This is a genomic window from Psychrobacter glacincola (assembly GCF_965118485.1).
Classification (GTDB): Bacteria; Pseudomonadota; Gammaproteobacteria; order Pseudomonadales; family Moraxellaceae; genus Psychrobacter; species Psychrobacter glacincola_D.
Genome location: NZ_CBCPJH010000045.1, coordinates 1 through 21,206, shown reverse-complemented (window position 1 = coordinate 21,206; position 21,206 = coordinate 1). Strand labels below are relative to the sequence as shown.

General features: G+C 42.1%; 14 protein-coding genes. 5 read left to right on the top strand and 9 right to left on the bottom strand.

Annotated elements, in window-relative coordinates; genetic code table 11:
• Nucleotides 1–920: 920 nt before the first annotated feature.
• From ACMHKH_RS13200 to recG, 3 genes are all read right to left on the bottom strand, one after another.
• Nucleotides 921–4,022, bottom strand: coding sequence for an efflux RND transporter permease subunit (locus tag ACMHKH_RS13200; RefSeq protein ID WP_413521104.1), 3,102 nt, complete (start codon nucleotides 4,020–4,022; stop codon nucleotides 921–923).
• Nucleotides 4,019–5,338, bottom strand: coding sequence for an efflux RND transporter periplasmic adaptor subunit (locus ACMHKH_RS13195; protein WP_413521103.1), 1,320 nt, complete (start codon nucleotides 5,336–5,338; stop codon nucleotides 4,019–4,021). The genes ACMHKH_RS13200 and ACMHKH_RS13195 overlap by 4 nt, the downstream gene beginning before the upstream one ends.
• Before the next feature lie 246 nt (nucleotides 5,339–5,584).
• The gene (gene recG / locus ACMHKH_RS13190; RefSeq protein ID WP_413521105.1) at nucleotides 5,585–7,900 is read right to left on the bottom strand and encodes an ATP-dependent DNA helicase RecG; all 2,316 of its coding nucleotides are present in this window, start codon (nucleotides 7,898–7,900) and stop codon (nucleotides 5,585–5,587) included.
• 329 nt (nucleotides 7,901–8,229) lie between these two features.
• On the opposite strand from recG, the gene ACMHKH_RS13185 reads away from it, so the two are divergent.
• Nucleotides 8,230–9,237, top strand: coding sequence for a patatin-like phospholipase family protein (locus tag ACMHKH_RS13185; protein ID WP_413521102.1), 1,008 nt, complete (start codon nucleotides 8,230–8,232; stop codon nucleotides 9,235–9,237).
• Nucleotides 9,238–9,390: 153 nt separating this feature from the next.
• Here ACMHKH_RS13185 and ACMHKH_RS13180 read toward each other — a convergent pair whose 3' ends face one another.
• Nucleotides 9,391–9,975, bottom strand: a complete 585-nt coding sequence (locus ACMHKH_RS13180) for a hypothetical protein (RefSeq protein ID WP_413521101.1) — start codon at nucleotides 9,973–9,975, stop codon at nucleotides 9,391–9,393.
• Between the two features lie 432 nt (nucleotides 9,976–10,407).
• On the opposite strand from ACMHKH_RS13180, the gene argA reads away from it, so the two are divergent.
• Nucleotides 10,408–11,730 carry an amino-acid N-acetyltransferase gene (gene argA, locus ACMHKH_RS13175; RefSeq protein WP_413521100.1) on the top strand — a complete coding sequence of 441 codons (1,323 nt, stop codon included), beginning with the start codon at nucleotides 10,408–10,410 and terminating at the stop codon, nucleotides 11,728–11,730.
• Between the two features lie 104 nt (nucleotides 11,731–11,834).
• On the opposite strand, the gene ACMHKH_RS13170 is transcribed toward argA, so the two are convergent.
• Complete coding sequence (locus tag ACMHKH_RS13170; RefSeq protein ID WP_413521099.1) at nucleotides 11,835–12,566, bottom strand: FKBP-type peptidyl-prolyl cis-trans isomerase; 732 nt, start codon at nucleotides 12,564–12,566, stop codon at nucleotides 11,835–11,837.
• A 358-nt stretch (nucleotides 12,567–12,924) separates the two neighbouring features.
• On the opposite strand from ACMHKH_RS13170, the gene ACMHKH_RS13165 reads away from it, so the two are divergent.
• The gene (locus ACMHKH_RS13165; RefSeq protein ID WP_413521098.1) at nucleotides 12,925–14,637 is read left to right on the top strand and encodes a mechanosensitive ion channel; all 1,713 of its coding nucleotides are present in this window, start codon (nucleotides 12,925–12,927) and stop codon (nucleotides 14,635–14,637) included.
• 106 nt (nucleotides 14,638–14,743) lie between these two features.
• On the opposite strand, the gene ACMHKH_RS13160 is transcribed toward ACMHKH_RS13165, so the two are convergent.
• On the bottom strand, nucleotides 14,744–16,036 hold the full coding sequence (locus ACMHKH_RS13160; protein WP_413521097.1) for a hypothetical protein: 1,293 nt from the start codon (nucleotides 16,034–16,036) through the stop codon (nucleotides 14,744–14,746).
• Between the two features lie 309 nt (nucleotides 16,037–16,345).
• On the opposite strand from ACMHKH_RS13160, the gene ACMHKH_RS13155 reads away from it, so the two are divergent.
• The gene (locus tag ACMHKH_RS13155) at nucleotides 16,346–17,146 is read left to right on the top strand and encodes an SDR family NAD(P)-dependent oxidoreductase (RefSeq protein WP_413521096.1); all 801 of its coding nucleotides are present in this window, start codon (nucleotides 16,346–16,348) and stop codon (nucleotides 17,144–17,146) included.
• A gap of 111 nt (nucleotides 17,147–17,257) precedes the next feature.
• Here the strand turns inward: ACMHKH_RS13155 and ACMHKH_RS13150 are convergent, their stop codons facing one another.
• The 3 genes from ACMHKH_RS13150 to ACMHKH_RS13140 all read right to left on the bottom strand — a co-directional run bounded on the left by ACMHKH_RS13150 (nucleotide 17,258) and on the right by ACMHKH_RS13140 (nucleotide 20,744).
• Entirely contained in the window at nucleotides 17,258–17,953 is a 696-nt protein-coding gene (locus tag ACMHKH_RS13150) for a lysophospholipid acyltransferase family protein (protein ID WP_413521095.1), read from the bottom strand.
• A 146-nt stretch (nucleotides 17,954–18,099) separates the two neighbouring features.
• Nucleotides 18,100–19,986, bottom strand: coding sequence for a DNA topoisomerase IV subunit B (gene parE / locus ACMHKH_RS13145; protein ID WP_413521094.1), 1,887 nt, complete (start codon nucleotides 19,984–19,986; stop codon nucleotides 18,100–18,102).
• Between the two features lie 110 nt (nucleotides 19,987–20,096).
• The gene (locus tag ACMHKH_RS13140) at nucleotides 20,097–20,744 is read right to left on the bottom strand and encodes a YqiA/YcfP family alpha/beta fold hydrolase (protein ID WP_413521093.1); all 648 of its coding nucleotides are present in this window, start codon (nucleotides 20,742–20,744) and stop codon (nucleotides 20,097–20,099) included.
• A 187-nt stretch (nucleotides 20,745–20,931) separates the two neighbouring features.
• On the opposite strand from ACMHKH_RS13140, the gene ACMHKH_RS13135 reads away from it, so the two are divergent.
• The gene (locus tag ACMHKH_RS13135) at nucleotides 20,932–21,192 is read left to right on the top strand and encodes a DUF1289 domain-containing protein (RefSeq protein WP_413521092.1); all 261 of its coding nucleotides are present in this window, start codon (nucleotides 20,932–20,934) and stop codon (nucleotides 21,190–21,192) included.
• Nucleotides 21,193–21,206 lie beyond the last annotated feature (14 nt).

The window sequence follows — 21,206 nt, the reverse complement described above, 5'->3', positions numbered from 1 at the left end:
ATAATTTGCAAAAAAACGAATATTATTATTCTATAAAAGAATAAACATTGTTTTTCTACTAGAAACTAGGTCTAGGCAATTGATGATAACCACACTTAGTAACAGTAAATAATTATAATAAATGTTAATTAACTATTCTAAGTTGCCAGAAGAATTTTTCTATCATGCATAAAAAAACTGCTCATTAGTATTCCACTTCAGCCGGTTAATAGTGGTTCCGACGTAACCTCAATAAACCAATATTTTGACGATATTAGTAATGTAATGATTGAATGCGGCAGTATTTAAAGTTATTGGTTTACTCTTTAATCTCAGCAAATCATCTAGTTTATAAAATCTGAGCAGCCTTTATTAAGCTTTAAATATTACATTAGGTGTTAAATATTGCTTTTTAAAATCAGATCATACTAATGGGAGCTTTCAGTATTAAAAAATCTATAGCTTCTGAGAACCATACTAAGGACTGAATCAAGTACATTTAAGATATTTAGAGGAAGAAAGGACGAGATAATGTTGATTTTGGTAGTTGAGTCACAACCTAGCTGATCTATATCATTATAAAAACTTTCATTATGAATAGCGTGATTGACAGAACCAACGATAAAGTGAGTGTTGCTACAAGAAGGGGTGGTATTATATTTCGGCTCATAACTATAACTGTCAATGACACTTATGTTGATTATCAGCCAATCGACAATAGCATTTTGATAGAGAAATCTATCTTTTGAAAATAAAGATGGGTGCATGCTGACATTCCTTTGTTGTGATAACCAACCTATCAATCACATCCTTTGTGACAGTCATGCTTTTTATCTGTTAATCATATCTATATAACGCTGATAAAGCCAAGCTTAATCATTAAGCTTAGCTTTTGTTATTCGTACCTTACTGTTATAACAGAAAAAAGTATCTAGCGACACTTATTTATCAGCGGTTGAGCTCTCTTTTCCATGCGGTATTAACCATTTGCTAAACCATCCTGATAAGTCATCCATCAAGGTATAAACCACCGGAATGACCACTAGGCTTAATAAGGTTGAGGTGACCAAACCACCCAATACTGCTGCCGCCATCGGACGACGGAAAGTAGGATCAGCATCACCCCAACCAAATACCAATGGCAACATGCCCGCACCCATCGCAATGGTAGTCATAATAATAGGACGCGCACGCTTACGGCACGAATCAATAATGGCATCAAAACGTGCTAGACCGCGGCGCTGGGCTATTAACGCATAATCGACCAAAAGAATAGAGTTCTTAGTAGCAATACCCATCAGCATAATAAAACCAATCATCGATGGCATCGACAGACTACTATTGGTAATCACCAAGCCGACAAAAGCACCACCTATAGATAGTGGCAGCGCCATCAAAATAGTAAAGGGCTGCAAAATACGCCCAAATAACAAAATAAGCACACCTAAAATACAGACCACACCGACCGACATCGCAATCACAAAGCCACTAAATAGCTCAGCCATGTTTTCTGCTTGCCCTTGGTCAATAATGGTAATAGAAGCAGGTAATGTTTGCATACTGGGTATATTTTTAACTGCTTGTACTAAATCACCAAGCTCGCCATTAGCAGGCTGCACAGTAATACTAATAGCACGCTCACGGTCAAGGCGGCTGATTTGCGCAGGTCCAGTACCAAAATCAAGCGTTGCCACTTCACCGACACGCACGCCTTGTCCTGCTGGTAACGCGCTCGGTACATAGAGACCTTCTAGTTGACTGACATTTTGCTTAGCGATATCCGGCAAGCGTACGACAATAGGTATCTGCCGCGTATCTAGATTCAGCTTAGATAAACGCTGCTCATAGTCGCCGACGGTTGCCACACGCAAGGTCGTAGCAATATCTTGCGTGGTTACGCCTTTATCCGCCATTGCTAATCGGTCTGGCGTGACGGTCAATTCTTGGCGCGGTAAACTGCGGTCACTGGTCACAGAACCTGCTGTCGGTAACAGACGAATCTCTGACATCATCTGCTGTACAGTTTGCTCAAGCAATTTGGGATCGGTACTGGTTAAAGAAAAATTATAACCTGTCTCGCCGCCACTTGATAAACCAACGGTAAAACGAGCGCCCGGCACTTCTGACAATATACTACTGATTTTACGCTCGATCTCTTGCTTAGAGCCACGTTCTGCTCTCGGAGTAAGCACCACATCTAAGCCCGCAATATTTTCACTTTTGCCACTGCCTGAGCCAGCACTAGGACCCATCGATTCTTGAGCCTCACCTACTGACGTAAAGATATGAGCGACTTCAGGCATCGCTAAAATACGCTCACTTGCCAGCGCCGCTACGCGTTCAGTATCTTCTAATGCAACGTCAGGCGTCAGCTCAATCTCTACCCGCGTCTGATCAATATCGTTATCAGGAATAAAAGAGGTTGGTAGTAATTTCACCAATGCCAATGACGCTACAAATAGAACTAGGGTCGCAACTATCGTAATCCAGCGATGATGCAGCGTCCATGATACAACCTTAAGATACCAATCCATCAGCGCACTTTGTTTTTCGACATGCTGTTTTTCTGGTCGTAGTATATACGCTGCCATCATCGGTGTGATAAGACGCGCCACCATTAATGAGGCAAATATCGATAATGCCGCCGTCCAACCAAATTGTCGAAAGAACTGTCCAACAATACCACCCATAAAAGCAGTCGGTAAAAATACCGCAATTAAGGTAAAGGTAGTAGCTACTACTGCCAAGCCAATCTCATCCGCGGCTTCCATCGCCGCTTCATAGGGCGTCTTACCCATACGCAGATGGCGTATGATATTTTCGACTTCTACAATTGCATCATCGACCAACACCCCAATGACCAATGATAGTGCTAAAAGAGAAATAATATTAAGACTAAAACCAAATAAGTACATGCCCAAAAATGTCGGGATAACGGATAGCGGTAACGCTACTGCAGCCACAAAAGTCGCGCGCAAATTACGTAAAAATAGGAAAACCACAATAACGGCTAAAATACCGCCTTCTATCAGCATGCGTAAGGATGCTTGATAATCTTCTGCAATAGGAGTGGCTCGATCATAGACTTTTTCGATATTAATATTGCCTATATCTGCTGACAGTTTGGCAAGCTCGGCATCGACTAGCTTCATTACCTCAACTTCACTAGCGCCACGCGAGCGGGTAATATTAAATGCGACCACCGTTTGTCCGTCAAGCTTGGCAATAGAGCTAGGGTCAGCGGCGCCATCGGTAATGTCTGCCATACGTCCAAGCGCTTGCGTACCACCTGTTGGGACAGCTATTTGTAAATTATTAAGCTCGCTTGCACGCTCAACAGCCCCAAGAACACGAATAGTCTGCGTGGTTTTACCCACTTCCGCTTCACCGCCGGAGCTGTCTTGCTGAATACCGGTAATTTGATTGGACAATTGAGTGATAGAAAGCTTCAGACCACTCAAGGTAATAGGATCAGCAGCAACGGTAATCTCACGCTGTAGCCCGCCGATACGGCTAACGGTACTGACACCTGGTATGTCGGAAAGACGCTTAGTAACGGTATCATCAACGAACCAAGATAAGTCTTCGACATTCATGTTTTCAGACGCGACCGAATAGGTAACAACTGGAAATCCTGACGTTGAGACTTTGGTAATAATGGGATCATTGGCTGCTGCGGGCAAATCGCCACGTACCTCACCCACTGCCGAACGTACATCGTCGACCGCTTCTTGGATGTCTTTTTCTAAGACGAACTCGGTGACCATAGTCGCCGCACCTGTCTGTAGCGTGGTGCGAATATGTTTGACACCTTCAATACTGGTGAGCTTATTTTCTACCTTTTTTGCGATATCGTTTTCAAGCTGAGAGGGCGCAGCACCCGGCAAAGTAACCGTGACAACTACCGCTGGCAAGTCGATATCAGGGAACTGTTGTACCTTCATCTTCATAAAACCATAGATACCGCCCAAGGTCAGCAGCACAAACAGCAAGATAGCAACTAAGGGGTTTCTAATCGAATAAGCGGAGACATTTAAACTCATGAGCGTGCCTGCGCGGCAGTAGATTGTTTATCAGCTTGCTTGTTCGTTTGACTGCCTGCTTTATTTAGCCCATCAATAATACGTACCAAGTCACCATCATTTAAAAAACTACCGCCTTGCTTCACAACTTGGCTATCAGCAGGCAGCGGCTCTGTCAGCGCCACACTATCCCCAAAGCGCTCGCCCAAGGTCACGCGCTGTTGCTTGATACGACCTATATTTTGACCGTCTTTAGTAACAATATTGCTGACCAGCATTACGTAGTCATAGCCATCATTACTGACGATTGCACTATTGGGTACGGTTTGAGCATTGCTATTACCCAGTAAAAACTCTCCGGTTTGATACATCCCTGCCCGCACTTTTGCGTTAGCAGCGAGACTGGCATAGATAGTAATTTGGCGATTATTATCCGCAGTTGGAGCAATACGGCTGACCTGCCCCATGACAGAGTCGCCACCCGGTAGGCTCACTTTTACCGGTGTGCCAACATTAACCTCACCAAGAAGCTTGGGATCAATATCGGCGCGCCATTCCAAAATTCCGCCCTTAATAATGGTAAACAATGGCTCTCCACCGGCAACCATACCCACTTCTGCCATTTTTTCACTGAGGATACCGCTAACAGGCGCAACCACGTTGGCATTAGAAACGGTCAATCGCTGCGTACTCAGGCGAGCTCTAGATGCTTGCAATGCTGCCTGTGCTTGTAATTTAGCAGTGCGATAACGATCGGCTTCTTGCTTGCTAATAGCATCTATATCAATGAGCGGCAGGACACGTGCAGCATCGGCGGTAGCATTGGCAAGCGTCGCTTCTGCTTCTGCAACATCTGCCTCAGCTTGCAGCACTTGCTGCTCCATCGCATCAGTATCAAACACCGCTAATATTTGACCCGCTTTGACACGCTGACCTTCTTCCACCAATATACGTTCAATCGCCACCCCATTGACTCTGGCACTGACATTGGCGATATCTTTCGCAGCAATCGTGCCATCAGCGCTTAGCGTATTACCGATACTGTCTTGGCTTGGCACCATTGTTTCTACCGAAAGTACGGCTTGTTCAGTACTCACCACCGCACCTTTATCTGCGACACCGCTTTGTGTATTAGATGGGGCTGCAACCTCAGCCGACTCTGTCTTATCATTGCTCCAATATTTGCCAACCAACACGCCAATAACCAGCACGATTGCCAATACTGGCAAGATCCATAAAGGAAACTTTGACGCTGGCTTGTTCGTCAGCGTCGTAGATTGGCGGTATGGTGGTAGCTCAGATTCAACTGGCAGCTTGTTATCTTCAAAATCGCTCATGATAACTCTCTATAAATACAGCAGACATAAAATGGATATGGATACTAAGAATCGGCAATAATAAAAGGTGTAATAGTCACAAGTCATTATAAAAAGCTTAATAAATCGTTTATAACATAATATTTATTATCGACAATAGTCATTAATTTCAGTGAAGATAGTATATATCAAGTAGTCATTTAATTTATAAATATAGTGTTTTAAAAGTGTTTTTTACTTTATAAGGAATTTCAAAATTATGATTTTTTAGGCATTGGTATATCGACTTGCTTCAGGCATCCAGCGATGAATCAGTTGACTGACATCAGCTTTACGCGTAGGATTTGCGATCAAATGCTTTGCTATGCGTTGCGCAATAGCAAATAACTGCTCATCGCGAATCAGATCTGCCAAGTAATAGCCGACATTACCCGTTTGTCGCTTGCCAAGAAGCTCACCAGGACCACGCAGCTCCAAGTCTTTTTGCGCAATGACAAAACCATCGGTGCTATCACGTAATACATTTAAGCGCTCAGTACCCGTTTCTGACAAAGGCTTTTGATATAGAAGCACGCAGTAACTTTTGGTTGAGCCTCGCCCAACACGTCCACGTAATTGGTGTAATTGCGATAAACCCAAGCGCTCTGCATTTTCGATGACCATCAGTGAGGCGTTGGGTACATCAACGCCGACTTCAATAACCGTTGTAGCAATCAATAAATCAAGATTGCCAGCTTTAAACTCTTGCATGATGGCTTGCTTATCAGCGGATTTCATTTTGCCATGTACCAAGCCAATACGAATATCTAAGCGCTCATTTAAATCTTCATAAGTGGATTCAGCCGCTTGCGCATCGAGCACACTGGACTCTTCTACCAATGAGCAAACCCAATACGCTTGCCTGCCCGCTTCACAATTAACGGCAATGCGCTCAATCACTTCATCGCGGCGGTTACGGTCAATCGTCACCGTCGTAATAGGCGTACGTCCTGGTGGCAATTCATCAATAATTGAGGTGTCCATATCACCATAAACACTCATCGCTAGCGTACGTGGGATGGGTGTTGCCGTCATAATAAGCTGATGCGGGGTGCTATTTGCTACCCCTTTATTGGTCAGCGCCATACGCTGCTCAACGCCAAAACGGTGCTGCTCATCGATAATGACTAAACCCAATTTAGCAAATTTCACCTGCTCTTGGAATAAGGCATGCGTTCCAATAACGATTTGTACGGTATTCTCGCTCACCGCCTCTAGCGCTTCGCGGCGCTGCTTTGCGGTTTGTTTACCAGCAAGCCAGCCAACACCAACCCCTAAAGGCTCAAACCAGTTTTTGAAATTAACCAAATGCTGCTCTGCTAGGATTTCTGTTGGCGCCATCACCGCCACTTGCCAGCCACTATCTAATGCATAACCCGCTGCACCTGCTGCAACCAATGTTTTACCAGCACCGACATCTCCTTGTACCAACCTCAGCATCGGAATGGAGGTTGCCATATCAGCAGTAATATCTTTCATCACCCTTTTTTGCGCGCCGGTTAAGTCAAATGGCAACGCACCAAACAACTTATCCGACAATGGACTTTGGACGCCACATTTTGGTGCTTTATATTGGTGTAATTGCTGACGGCGATACAATAAACTGAGCTGATGCGCAGTCAATTCTTCAATGATAAGACGCTGACAGGCAGCATGAGTACGAGCACTTAATTGTGTCAGCAGCTGATATTGTCGACCAGCATCGGTATAAGTGGGCGGCGTATGCAGTAACACTAACGCTTCAAATATCGTTAAATTGTAGACGTTATTACTAGCCCTATTTACAGCGTCTAAATTGGTATTATTTTGACTTTGATAAAGAGAGCTTCCCCCTCTATTGACGCTATTATTATTGCTAACATTGGTGTTGCCAAAACTGTTGTCCGGCACACTACGTGCGAGTGTTGAAAATATATCGTCTGGAAAATCAGTTTCTACAGTTGCTAATTTAGCAGGCTCAAAAGGCGCTAATGGCAAATCTGCCACCACTGAAAAATCTTCAGGCGTAAATAAGGTCATCGGTAAGCCCTGACTGCGAACTGTTTGCAGCGCAAGCTTGATTAAGGTGCGCAGCTTGTTTTGATGTAGACCTTTTACACTAGGATAAATGGGCTGCAAACCCGTATTTACGATTGCTTCATTACTACTGATAATCTGATATTCCGGATGATGTATCTGCTTGCCATAACGGCTAACTTTGACTTCACCGAACAGCTGCAGATGTGTACCGACACTCATCGTTTGTGCAAGACCTTGGTAAACCTTGAAAAAACGTAACGATATCGTACCAGTATCATCATTGACAATCACTGACATGCCACTACGATTGGTATCGACATGTACTACGCGACCCGTAATTAAAGCCGCTTGACCGTGCGCAATTTCGCCTATCGACACCAATCGGCTGCGGTCTTCATAATCACGTGGTAGATGCAGCAACAAATCAAAAATACGAGTAATACCCAATTGCGTCAACTGCTCCGCTACTTTTGGACCCACACCAGTCAGCGCTGTCACTGGTAAATCAAGTACCGAGGCAGCCATATTAGAGCTGGCATTTTTCGCTGCACTGTCCAATACAGAATCTGGTAACTGAGTTGAAGTAGAGCTAAGCAATGTGCGCATCGAAAATCCTAACAGAATTAAGGTAAAGTTTTATAGACTGAGCGGCATGGTCTTACAAGCTGTACCATTTTATAAGAACTCTTATAAAATACTAAGCCCTTACGATTATAGCTGACAATGTCATTGCTTATAATGAGCTATTTAGTAATACTGCTGCGTAAAGCGTTAAAGATAACTAAGCGATTTATCTCATCGCCATCAATGATGTCTTCTTTACTAAATGATAGCGATTATTTAAGGTAATTTTTATGTCTACTCCTGCGCTCCCGTATCAATGCTTGCCTCATTTAACAGTAGCACGTCTGAGTCTACTTATCGCCTTTGGGATATTGATGAGCGCTTGTAATAGTCTGAAGCCAGTATCAAATTCTGAGCCATTAGTGACTAATAAACCCACGGTAGCGTTAGTATTAGGCGGCGGCGGTGCTAAAGGTTTCGCGCATGTAGGCGTCATTAAAGCACTAGAGGAAAACGGCATTACCCCAACGTTGGTCGTTGGTACCAGTGTTGGTAGTTTGGTCGGTAGCTTATACGCAAGCGGCTATACGGCAAAAGAGCTTGAGCGCCTAGCACTGACAACCACTGATAGTGAATTGACGGACTTTACCTTATCGAACCAAGGATTTATTGAAGGCATTAAACTTAAAAACTTTATCAATGCTAAAGTAGGAAAACGAGCGATAGAAGATTTTCCCATCTCATTTGCGGCAGTTACTGCTGAAAAAAATACGCTGAAAAAAGCTGTGTTTACCACGGGCGATGCTGGGCTTGCTGTACAAGCATCTTGTAGTGTGCCCAATGTTTTTATTGCGCCGCGTATTCCTGAAAAAGTCGGTAAAAAATATATTGATGGTGGTGTGGTTAGCTTAGTACCTGTAGATAGCGCCCGTGACCTAGGTGCTGATATTATCATCGCTGTTGATGTAACTGCTGCTATCCCGAATACTTCGACGAGCAATAAAAAACCAACTATAAATTCATTAACCAGCTTTTGGGGATTACTTGAAAACAATGTCATCACTAATGTAGCCTATAACTTTAATGCGCCATCGATGAAGCATAGCGCTTTATCCATGCGTCATGAGCGTGATCGCGCTGATATCGTCATTCTACCCAACGTCGGTCATATCAGCTCATTAGATACCAGCCAGCGCAGCGCACTTATCACGGCTGGCGTGCAAGCCACAACTGCCCAAATCAATGCCATTCAGCAATTAATCAAAGAGAAATCTAGCAGTAAATACGCCACTCTTTGATATTACCCTTATCCTAAGATAGCTATGCCCTAAAATACTCAGAGCTTAAAGGGCTATATCTAATAAAAAAGCACTACAGTCGAAACTGTCGTGCTTTTTGTTTTTCAGTAGTTAGAAACTATTATTTCAAAACTATTTCTCTAAAAACTGGCTTTATTTAACACGGGCGCGGTACTTAACCGCGACGGTATCATTTAGCCCCACACCTTCCAAATCCCAACGAACCGCTTTATAAAATTTCAATGGGATTTCTTGTAGCTGATTATCAACTTTTCCACGTAGCGGCATACGGGCAAAAGTATTGCCATCGGCACTACCATACGGGAAGTCAGGAGAGACGGCACGTAATAATTCAACTTGCTCAGGGATACTCATCGTAACCGTCATTTTGCGAACGCGATCGGCATTAGTATTGGTAAAAAAACCTTGATACTCTAGGACATTACCTGACTGCAAACGTGTATTTGCCGTTACAGGCACCAATATTTCCTGACCATTTGCATCAACACTAATCAATGATGCTGTGATTTTGCTATTGACCGCTTGCGCATTTGAGCGATTGGCTTGATTGCTATTTGACTGCACAACTGAACTATCAACCGCTTGTTCTGGCGTCGGCAACATCGCTGAGGCTTGGGTGACTGCCATTACGCCAACGAGCGTACCGGCAACCACATGAAATAAGCGGTGCCCGCTCCATACACTGAATGGATTAGCAAAATGGTTACTTTTCTTCATGACATTTATTATCCCTAGTTAATGTATCTATAAAACCGTATGACGATAAAACAAAGCTGGTAAAAATGAAGCTGACAAAACTCATCTTATTACATATTATTTAGCGAATACGACTCTTGAAGCACGTATTACTGTCAAAAGGTATCATATTTAATAAGATGAGTTTTCTAAACGTTATTATTTTTATCAATTATCTGCGTAAGCCATCAGTAAAGCAATAGCGCTTAGCATAACAAAAAGCATTTATGCGTACATTAACCCCGTGTTGCGGTTATGTATACCGTTAAGCAGCTATAAAGCCTCATTAATGCTAGTGAAATAAAAGATAGCTCATAACGGTGTTTTTTGCTATGGTAAATCTTTGACGATCCTTTAGCGACAGGCATTTTCTGTCATCCCCTTTTTCTTATTATAACGACTATTGCTGCCATTATGACTACTAGCGCCATGCCCCAGATTAAGCCTGAATACGTCCATTGGTTCCGTAACTCTGCTCCTTATATCAACACCCATCGCGGCAAAACGTTCGTGATTATGTTTGGTGGCGAGGCGGTCAATCATCCAAATTTTAGTACGCTGATTCATGATTTTGCGCTACTGCATAGCTTGGGTATCAAGCTGGTATTAGTGCATGGGGCGCGACCGCAAATCGAAAAAAACCTAAAAGATGCTAATATTACATCTCCTTTGCACCAAGACATTCGCGTGACACCGCGTGCAGCGATGCCATCTATCTTACAGGCCGTTGGTGCTATTCGTCTGCAAATCGAAGCACAGCTGTCAATGGGGTTGGCAAATTCACCTATGTACGGCTCGCGCATTGATGCGATATCGGGCAACTTTGTGACCGCGCGCCCTTACGGTATCCGTGATGGCGTCGATTATCAGATGACTGGTGAAGTCCGTTCTATCGATGTTGAAGCGATTAAAAACAACTTACTACACGAACATATTGTGATTTTAGGATCAATGGGCTATTCAGCAACGGGTGAAGTATTTAACTTACTTGCTGAAGATGTTGCTCTTAGTGCAGCAGTAGCATTAGGTGCTGATAAGCTGATTTTCTTGGGCGAAGAAGCCGGTATCAATCACGATGATCGATTATTACGTGAGATGATTCCAAACGAGGTCGATCGCTTCTTACGTGACCGTAACCTCAACTGTGAGATTAATTACTTTTTGAGTTGCGCAAGTACAGCTTGCCGTCAAGGCGTGCATCGCACTCATATTATCTCATACGCAAAAGACGGTGCGCTACTTGAAGAGCTATTTACCCGTGATGGTTCTGGCACCTTGATAAGCCATGATCCCTACGAAGAAATTCGTCGTGCAGATATCGATGATGTGGTGGGTCTTCTTGAGTTATTAACGCCGCTAGAGGAGCAAGGTATTTTGGTCAGCCGCTCACGTGAGCGCTTAGAGCAAGAAATTGATAACTATAGCGTCATTGAGCGCGATGGTATGATTCTTGGCTGTGCAGCGCTTCATCCACTAGATTCAAATTCAGCAGAAGTCGCTTGTGTTGCTGTACATCCTGAATACCGTAGCGGCAGCCGCGGAGCTGACTTGCTAGCATTTTTAGAGCAACAAGCGCGCAGTCATGGTTTACACAAATTATTTGTACTGACCACTCGTACGGCGCACTGGTTTGTAGAACAAGGCTTTGCTGAAGTTGAAGCAGATGCTTTACCCGAAGCGCGCCGCGAAACATATAATAACGGTCGTAATTCTAAAGTTTTCCAAAAGAACCTTTAACTAATAGCGGATAGTGAATAACTGATAAACGTCAAAAAGCCCTCTTAAATTAAGAGGGCTTTTTTATGGCTTTATTTTCTAATACTATTAGAACATTTAAAGCATTATTTTACTTTTAATAGCTCAACTGTAAAGATAAGCGTGCTGTTAGGCTCGATACCTGCGTTACCTGCTTCGCCATAAGCGATATCAGATGGGATGTAAAACTCGTATTTACCGCCCTCTTTCATCAATTGTAGACCTTCAGTCCAGCCAGCGATTACTTGATTCAGTGGGAATTCAATTGGCTCACCGCGCTCATATGAGCTGTCAAATACGGTACCGTCAATCAATTTACCTTCGTAATTTACTTCAACTACATCTGTCGCTTTCGGTGACTTGCCTGTACCTGCGGTCACTACCTTATATTGTAGACCAGAAGCAGTGGTTTTCACGCCCGCTTTTTTGCCGTTTTCTGCTAAGAATGCCGAGCCTTTAGCTTTATTGTCACCCGCTTTAGATTCCATATCTTTTGCAAACTTCTCTTCTTGTTCCTTTTGATAGGCCGTCAATACTGCTTCCATTTGCTCTTTAGTCAATGATGAATCTTTACCTTCATAGCCATCACGGAAGCCTTTTTCAAAAGTATCAAGGTTCAAATCCCCAACCGCTTCCTTGTTTCCTTCTGCCATCATATAGCCCAAGCTATAACCTACTTTTTCATTGGCTGGACTTTGTTCAGTGACTGATACAGCTTTTGCAGCCGTTTCTTTATTACCATTATTAGTGCTACAGCTAGTCATTAACAGCATAGCGCTTGCTAGGGCAGTAACACTGAGGGTCGTGATTTTTTTCATAAAATGCTCTCAAATTGTAAGAATAGTGGCGAGATGTCACATTCTCTTATAATAGCAAATCTTGGTTTTGCCTGCCATGACTCACTTGAAATTATCGGTCAAATGTACAGTCTATGTTAATATTTGCCGTAAAAATAACAACTTATCACACAACTATAGTAAGACGTTAAGCTTTCTATCTTTAAATCCCTTATGGCATCAGCTAAGCTAAGTTGGTTAAGATAAGAAATGTGCAATTAAATAATTTTAATAAAAAATATTAATAAATAGGTGTGTGTTTGATGCAAATAAAACGCTTGGTTAGATTAGCGCGTTCTATATTTGCTGAGCAGATACACGATCATTAAAGGAGGACAGGATGAATCCAATGTTTACATCGTTCAACGGCTATCTAGGCGGCCCTATCGGCTCAATCATCGGCGCTATTTTCATTTTTATCATTGGTTGGCTTGTCGCCTTGGGCATTGCTGCTCTAGTACGCGGTGTGCTGTCTAAAATCAACCTTAACCAACGTATGAGTTCTTCAACGGGTAAAAGCTATGACTTAGAAGGTATTATCTCTAAGATAGTCTTTTGGTTTATTTTTGTCATCGCTATTTCTGGTGCGTTGAGCCAGTTAAGCCTAAATTCTATTTCAGCACCGTTTGCCAATATGGTAAACCAAGTATTAATCTTTATCCCTAATCTTATTGCTGCGATTGCAGTTGGTGTGGTTGGCTGGGTGATTGCTACGGTTGCACGTACGGCTATCAATGCTGCACTTGCAAAGACCTCGATGGATGAGCGTTTGAGTGCAAAAGCCGGTGTAAAACCTATGAGCAGCACGATTGCTGATATGGTTTATTGGTTCATCCTGCTTGTCGTATTGACCATGGTATTAGGTCAATTAGAGCTTGATGGTTTATTTGCCCCATTGACTAATATGGTTGATAAAATCTTTAGCTTTATCCCTAACATCTTAATTGCTGGTGTCGTATTTGTCGTTGGGTATATCATTGCTAAAGTGGTACGCGGCATTGTAACCAATTTAGTTTCTACTTTTGATGTACAGAAACTTGCGACCAAAGCTGGTCTAAGCGAACAGAACAGTTTACCGAACATTGCAGGTTCATTAGCGTTTCTAGTAGTAATCATTCCAACAATTATTGCAGCATTAAATGCGCTAAAGATTGACGTGATTGCTCAACCTGCAACGAACATGCTTAACAAAATCATGGAAGCATTGCCAAATATCTTTATGGCGATTGCTATCTTGGTTGTAACTTTCTATGTCGTTCGTATGGTTGCGAACATCATTAAAGGTTTACTTGAAAATACACAAATCAATCAGTTGCCTGCTAAAGTTGGTCTACAACAGACTATGGGTAGTAAAAGGGTTTCTGACTTAGTTGGCTATGCGATTATATTGTTTGCCATGCTATTTGCCTCTATCGCTGCTGCTGACTTGTTAGGTTTTGAGCCTATCTCAGCTATCATTGCGATGTTTATTGCTTTTGGTGCGAATATCATCCTAGGCGCGATTATACTATTTATTGGTTTTTGGCTTGCCAACATCATTGCTGGTGTGGTCGAACGCTCTGAGCAAGGTTCACAGTTCCTAGCAAATATCGTTCGCGTTTTGATCATGGGCTTAGTACTTGCTATGGGTCTAAAAGCGATGGGTATTGCTGATTCTATTGTTAACCTAGCATTTGGTCTAACATTAGGTGCGGTTGCTGTCGCATTTGCCCTGTCATTTGGTCTTGGTGGTCAAGAAGCAGCAGCACGTTTCTTACGCAAAATGCAGGACAAAATGGATAAAGAACGTGATGAAGCAAAAGCAAAATCTGCTTTGACGCCAAACTCGTCAACTCAAGATAAAGTTGCTGCGTCAGTACGTGATAATACGCCGAGTGCAGCGACGACATCTGTTGCACCACGCGCATCTACCACGCCTATCGTAAGCACAGAGACTGATACCATCACGCCTAGTAACTTAAGCTCAACCAGTGATGTGAATTCTTCTACGGTTGATATTAATCATATCTCAACTGATGATAGCGATATTGATGGTCCTAATAATTTAAGATAATTACTCTTTATTGATGGGTCCTATAAATAAAAAGACAGCTTAGGCTGTCTTTTTTACTGCTTAAAATAAGTAGTTCTACACAAGTTTTATTATGCTTTTTAACAACTTAATTATATTTACTTTGCCTTTCTTTCTGTAATTCATGAATATGTTTAGTAAGCTGACGCTCGCGTTGGCTCATAGGATGAACAGGCTGAATCCATAAGTCGATATCTATAAAGGTATCTGCATTTTCTATAATAAAATTGATACCCAGCACAATCACATGGTGCAGCTCTGATATCGGTAATCGCGTTGCCACATCTAATGCTATCTTTGCTAGATTTGGTTGAATAGCTGCTTTGCTGTGTTGCCCTTTCGCATCCTGTCCATAAAATATCAATACATAATGCCGTCCCAAACTCTCGTATGAATGTTGGTGGACAACATAGCCTTGTTCTTGCAAATGCAGTTTTTGTTTTGGATGTTTATATAAAGTACGAATCAGCTCATGACGCGAAAACAAGGATTCATCTACTATTTGCTGCTCCCACTGAGATAAATCCGCTTCATTTGACTTATTCGAACATTCTTTTTGCTTAAGATCAGCAGATTTTTTATATGCCATATCCAACATCTGCATACTCAGTTGTGACCATAAAGCAGCAGCTTGCTGCATATGCTGCTGATACATTTGCAGAGTTGGGCTATTGGTCTTTTGCGCAAGCGACATCGCTATCAATGCGGAGTTAGGCTCATTTTGTAAACCATATTTTATCAACGCATTATCTATTGTGATAGCAGGTGTAAAGAAATCTGCATTGCTTAAAAATTCAGACGCCATCAGCATTTTGGTATTTGATGAACTTTGTTTAATGCTTTTCTGTATCTGTTCTAAACGATAGTTTAAAAATCGCCATAGCTCGCAAGGTGTTTGTAGCACTTCTAAATTAGCATGCCAATCATGCCAGCCAAATATTTGTAAGAGCTGAATATCGGTATTGCTTTCAGGAATAATGTTTTCTATTGAATCACAGTCTGCAAAGTCATAGCCAATACGCTGTACAGGCGTATTTTGAGATGCACTATTATTAATAGTATTTTTATTAGTAATACTACTTTCGTATTGAATATCCAACAGCAGTACAGTCATCGCAGCTAACGAGCTAGCTATATTAGTCTCTATCTCACTTGGCAGATGAGTATTACGCCATATTTCGATAGCGTTGATGACGGCAGTAGAGCTTGTTTTGATGTCGGCTGATAGACTGTCATTTGGTAAATATAGCACCACCTCTAATAGCTGTAACCGCCCCTTAAGCAGCTGATACTCATAATAATGGGCTTGATAGTTACTTTCAAGATCCGGCAGGTTTATCTCTAACATATCCTCTCGTAAGTAACAGCTCATCTCATTCATAAGATAGCTTCCATCAGATATCGACGTCATTGATTGGAACACAGTTATAGCCTTTTTATTAAAAATAAATAGATATTCAATGGTGCAATGGGCAAACAGCGTGTACAGTCAGCTGCTACTGCTCGAGTATTTGATAAATAATAGACCACATAAGAGTAGTTATACATGGTCGCTTTCGATACTGTGGCTTGTTATGATGACATAAAAGCTTGATTACTTGCACATCGATTAACTAATAAATGAATACTGTGCGCTACCATAAAATGTATTAAGAAAATAACTCTCTGATGATAACAAGGACTGCATATCATGAAACGTTTTAAAGAAAAAACAGTCATCGTAACAGATGCAAGTTCAGCAATTGGACGCGCAACTGCCATTCGTTTTGCAACTGAAGGTGCCAATGTTGTATTGGTTGGACGCTCTGCTAATGGGTTGAAACAAATCACCGAAGAGTTCCCACACGACCGTACATGGATTCATACCGACAACTTTCTGACCATTGCCTGTGATCTTAGTGTTGAGAGCCAAGTGCAAGAAATGTTCAAGAGAGTCATAGATAAATTTGAGAGAATCGATGTATTGGTGAATAACGCAGCACAGGTAACGCAAAGCAAAGGCACTGGACTGTCGATTAAACAGGGACAGAACGATATTGATGACTACCTAAACGAAACTTTATATGTCAGTCAGGCTGCTATGCCATACTTAATCAAGAGTAAAGGTAATATCATTAATGTGCCTTCATTTTCAGAATGTAGTAGCCAGCAAAGTGCAGCGACTTATGGTGCTATCACTTCAGGTATCACTGATTTAACCCGTACGTTGGCTTCAAATCATAGTAAAGATGGCGTGCGTATCAATGCTGTGAATCCAAATATAATGAAAGAGAATACATCAGTCGCCATTCAAATCAATAGCGTTAATAATGACAGCATAAATCCTATCCAAACAGATGATAATGAATCTTTAGACAGTAGCCCACTTGGACGCTGTGCAATGCCAAGCGATATCGCAGCTGCAATTACTTTTTTAGCGAGCGATGATGCTGCAATGATTACTGGTACCAGTTTACCTGTAGACGGCGGCGTTAGTAGTTCTAACCGTTAAATTTTCTAGTTAGAGGCTTAAAGATTTAAAAACAGTAAGTATAAAAAATCCCTGATATTAATGTATCAGGGATTTTTATTCATAAACATGATTAACGAATATTTTAAAAGATTAGTCAGTGGATTGATTGACGTCTTGTAACGGCTGCGATAAACGCTCAGGATGTCTTGGAATCACGCCTTTATATTGGGCATAGATTTTCGGCAAATCCGCTTCCATATTTCCCGTAGGATAAACCAAAGACATAAAACGTATTTCTTTGGTATTATAATCTAAGGCAACTGGCAAAATGGGTACGCCAGCGCCCATAGCTAAATAATAAAAACCCGTTTTCCACTTTTCTGTATAATCGCGCGTACCTTCTGGCGATAGTCCCAAAAACAACGGCTTGCCAGTTTTAAATTTATCGATACTCGCTTGCAATACTGAACCTTTATTGCTGCGATCGATAGGAATAACTCCTATCCAATGCATCAATTGTGCGACTCCTGGTATTTTAAATAAGGTGTGCTTGCCCATGATGCTAATTTTTAAATCAAGCGCAAATAAACTAGGTATCGCATAAACACCATCAACATTCGATGTATGCGGAAGCGCCAGCACCACAGCCTGTGGAATATTTGGTATCTCACCAACGGTACGCCAACCTGTCGCTTTTAACACTGCGGAAGCAATAACTGGCGCAATTTTGTTACCCCGTTTAGGAACCAAATTACCCAGCTGTTTTTTACTCAGGTTTGGTAATATTTTAGAACGGCTCGGCTTAGAACTATTAGCTTTAGAACGATTAAAAAACTTTGATGTCATGACGGCACCATATAATAAAAGATGTTCATATAATACCATTAAGCTTGTATCACTAAGCCAGATTTTGCATGCTTTTGTGATGGGAAAGATTGCTCAATCATAAATATCAGTGATACTAGAAATAAACTTAATCGTCCTCGTAACAGCTATGAAATATCAGCCAAATTACCTTTATCTTCTAGCCAGATCTTACGGTCAGAGGCACGCTTTTTAGCCAGCAGCATATCCATCACGCTATTGGTCAACACCATATCATCCATATCTAGCTGCACCAGACGACGCGTATCACGGTTCATGGTCGTTTCTCGCAACTGCTCTGCACTCATCTCGCCCAAGCCTTTAAAGCGTGTAATTTGTGCTTTTTTATTGCCTGGCACATTGGCTAAAATTTGCTTAAGCTCCGTTTCATCTAAAGCATAATGCACATCTTTTGCCACATCAACGCGATATAGCGGTGGCATTGCGACAAATAAATGACCGGCATCAACCAAAGCGGGAAAATGCTTCACAAATAGGGCGCAAATCAGCGTGGCAATGTGCAAACCATCGGAGTCAGCATCCGCCAAAATACATACCTTGTCATAACGTAGCTCAGACAAATCATCAGATGCTGGATCAACACCAATTGCAATCGCAATATCGTGAATTTCTTGACTCGATAGCACTGTATCTGATGACACCTCCCACGTATTTAGAATCTTACCACGCAAAGGTAATATCGCTTGATAATGGCGGTCGCGCGCTTGCTTGGCACTACCACCGGCAGAATCACCTTCCACTAAGAATAGCTCTGCCCCATCACGTAGGTCACCACGACAATCTGCTAACTTGCCTGGTAAAGCTGGACCTTGAGTAATCTTTTTACGCGCAACTTTTTTAGCTGATTTTAGACGGCGTCCTGCTTTGTTAATGGCTAGCTCGGCAATTTGCGCGCCCATATCCGCGTGCTGATTTAACCATAGGCTAAAGGCATCTTTTGCTAACGTTTGTACCGCAGCCGCAGCCTCACGACTGGATAATCGCTCTTTGGTTTGACCCGAAAACTGCGGCTCAGAGAACTTAAGCGACAAGATATAATTAATCCCGTCCCATACGTCTTCTGCAGTCAGCTTGACGCTACGCGGCAACAAGTTATGAATATCACAAAACTCACGTAAGGCTTCTAAAATACCAGTACGTAAGCCATTAACATGTGTACCGCCTTGAGCCGTCGGAATCAAGTTGACATAGCTTTCTTGAATGGGCGTACCACCATCAGGCAACCAAGATAATGCAAAAGTAATACCTGCACGCTCGCCTTTCTTAGCATCGTAATAATAATAAAAAGGCTCAGGCGGTAAGGTTTCAAGACCATCTAGCTGCTCGCTTAAATACTCAACGACGCCATCAGTAAACTGCCAAACGACTTTTTCATTATTGATATCGTCAACGAACTCAATCGTCAGTCCAGCTGCTAGCACCGCTTTGGCTTTTAAATTATGTTTAAGCTGCTTAATATTAAATTTAGGCGTATCAAAGAAGCTGCCATCCGCCCAGAAATGTACTTTAGTACCTCGTTTGCGCTTATTAGAGCTTACCGTCTCAGTCAATGCCGTTACTGGGGCACCATTTTCAAACGCCATTTCAAACTGTGTACTATCTCGCCATACGGTTACTTCAACGTGGGTGGATAGCGCATTAACGACAGAGATACCAACGCCATGCAGACCACCTGAAACCTCATAATTAGAGGTCGAAAACTTACCACCTGCATGTAAGCGGGTTAAAATCAGCTCAATGCCTGACTGTTTAAACTCAGGATGGATATCAGTCGGCATACCGCGCCCATCATCCTCGACCGATAGCGAGCCATCACTATACAACTGAACTTTGATGGTTTTAGCATAACCAGCCAACGCCTCATCTACTGAGTTATCAATGACCTCTTGCGCCAAATGGTTGGGGCGCGTGGTATCCGTATACATCCCAGGACGACGACGTACTGGCTCAAGTCCTTCTAAAACTTCTAACGATTGCGCATTATATTCACTCACAAATGCTTCCTTTAATATTTACAGATCATTCATTCTATTGAACCATTATAACCAAAAATAACGACGGTAACGCTAATTGTCAGTTGCTCACGTCAGATAATGTCGTCTCTTTAAATTGATGACAGACGCTGTAGCGTACTAATGACCATCGGTAGCTGTTCACCAAAATCAGTAAACCTATGATCACCGCCCGCTTGCAAAGTCACATTAGCTCCATGCGCTTGATAAAAATCTTTTGATAGCTCAGCATTTAGCAATTCGTCACCCGCTTTGAGTAAAGCCGCAATTTTATGCGGATAATTAATAGATACCAATTGATGATCTGCAAACCATTGTAAATCCGCAAGTGTAATGTCCCAACCACCAGCGGTCGTATGGAGAATTTGATTTTCTGGCACTTTATATTCGCTTTCATCTTCACCACTATCACTCTCTAACAGCAACTCATTAGCAAAGCGCTGTAATGTCACATGTGGCTGAGTACTAGGATTCAATAATAAAGCCGGACAACCTGTATGATTGCTTACCAAGGTTGAAAAATAGCCACCTAACGAGCTACCAATAAGTACGGTTTTATCTTCTCTATTGAGTTCGGTTACCAATTTTACCAACTGCTCAAACACTTGCTCAGGAGCGCTATTAAGGTCAGGACGATATACATTAATATCAGCATCATACTGTTGGCAATAGCTTTCTAATAATATGCCTTTGGTAGAGTTGGCATCACTATCCAATCCATGAATATAAATAATGTTCACGTACAATCTCACTTATTAATTTTGTTATGATGACTTTATATCGATAATAAAAGTTAAGCATAGCATTGCGTCGCCAAAAACAGTAACAATAAAGCGGCACACTATTATTCGTTATTTACGACATAATAGTGTTTTAAAATAAGATGATGCCAGTTAAAGGAATAACTACAAACGCGATGGAGCCGCCATGAATCAGCAGTTTGAACTGTTCGATATCACCAATCCATGCATTGGTGTCTGCACGAGCAATAAAAAAGGCTATTGCTTTGGTTGCCTGCGCAGTCGTACGGAACGTCAGCTATGGCTAAGTATGACTAATGAAGAGCGTCGTGATGTACTCAGGTTAATCGTAGGACGTAAACAGCGTATCGAGCAAATGCACCAACTGAAAAATCAGCAATTAGGATTTGATTTTGAAGAGGGGGTTGAGGATGGTGAGTTGTTTTGAAGGGTTTGAAATAA

What these genes read in the sequence shown, in the direction of transcription:
- ACMHKH_RS13180 (WP_413521101.1), bottom strand. Translation starts at nt 9,975, where the DNA reads ATGAAGAAAAGTAACCATTTTGCTAATCCATTCAGTGTATGGAGCGGG.
- ACMHKH_RS13185 (WP_413521102.1), top strand. Translation starts at nt 8,230, where the DNA reads ATGTCTACTCCTGCGCTCCCGTATCAATGCTTGCCTCATTTAACAGTA.
- ACMHKH_RS13200 (WP_413521104.1), bottom strand. Translation starts at nt 4,022, where the DNA reads ATGAGTTTAAATGTCTCCGCTTATTCGATTAGAAACCCCTTAGTTGCT.
- ACMHKH_RS13160 (WP_413521097.1), bottom strand. Translation starts at nt 16,036, where the DNA reads ATGAATGAGATGAGCTGTTACTTACGAGAGGATATGTTAGAGATAAAC.
- ACMHKH_RS13170 (WP_413521099.1), bottom strand. Translation starts at nt 12,566, where the DNA reads ATGAAAAAAATCACGACCCTCAGTGTTACTGCCCTAGCAAGCGCTATG.
- ACMHKH_RS13155 (WP_413521096.1), top strand. Translation starts at nt 16,346, where the DNA reads ATGAAACGTTTTAAAGAAAAAACAGTCATCGTAACAGATGCAAGTTCA.
- ACMHKH_RS13135 (WP_413521092.1), top strand. Translation starts at nt 20,932, where the DNA reads ATGAATCAGCAGTTTGAACTGTTCGATATCACCAATCCATGCATTGGT.
- ACMHKH_RS13195 (WP_413521103.1), bottom strand. Translation starts at nt 5,338, where the DNA reads ATGAGCGATTTTGAAGATAACAAGCTGCCAGTTGAATCTGAGCTACCA.
- recG (WP_413521105.1), bottom strand. Translation starts at nt 7,900, where the DNA reads ATGGCTGCCTCGGTACTTGATTTACCAGTGACAGCGCTGACTGGTGTG.
- ACMHKH_RS13150 (WP_413521095.1), bottom strand. Translation starts at nt 17,953, where the DNA reads ATGACATCAAAGTTTTTTAATCGTTCTAAAGCTAATAGTTCTAAGCCG.
- ACMHKH_RS13165 (WP_413521098.1), top strand. Translation starts at nt 12,925, where the DNA reads ATGAATCCAATGTTTACATCGTTCAACGGCTATCTAGGCGGCCCTATC.
- argA (WP_413521100.1), top strand. Translation starts at nt 10,408, where the DNA reads ATGACTACTAGCGCCATGCCCCAGATTAAGCCTGAATACGTCCATTGG.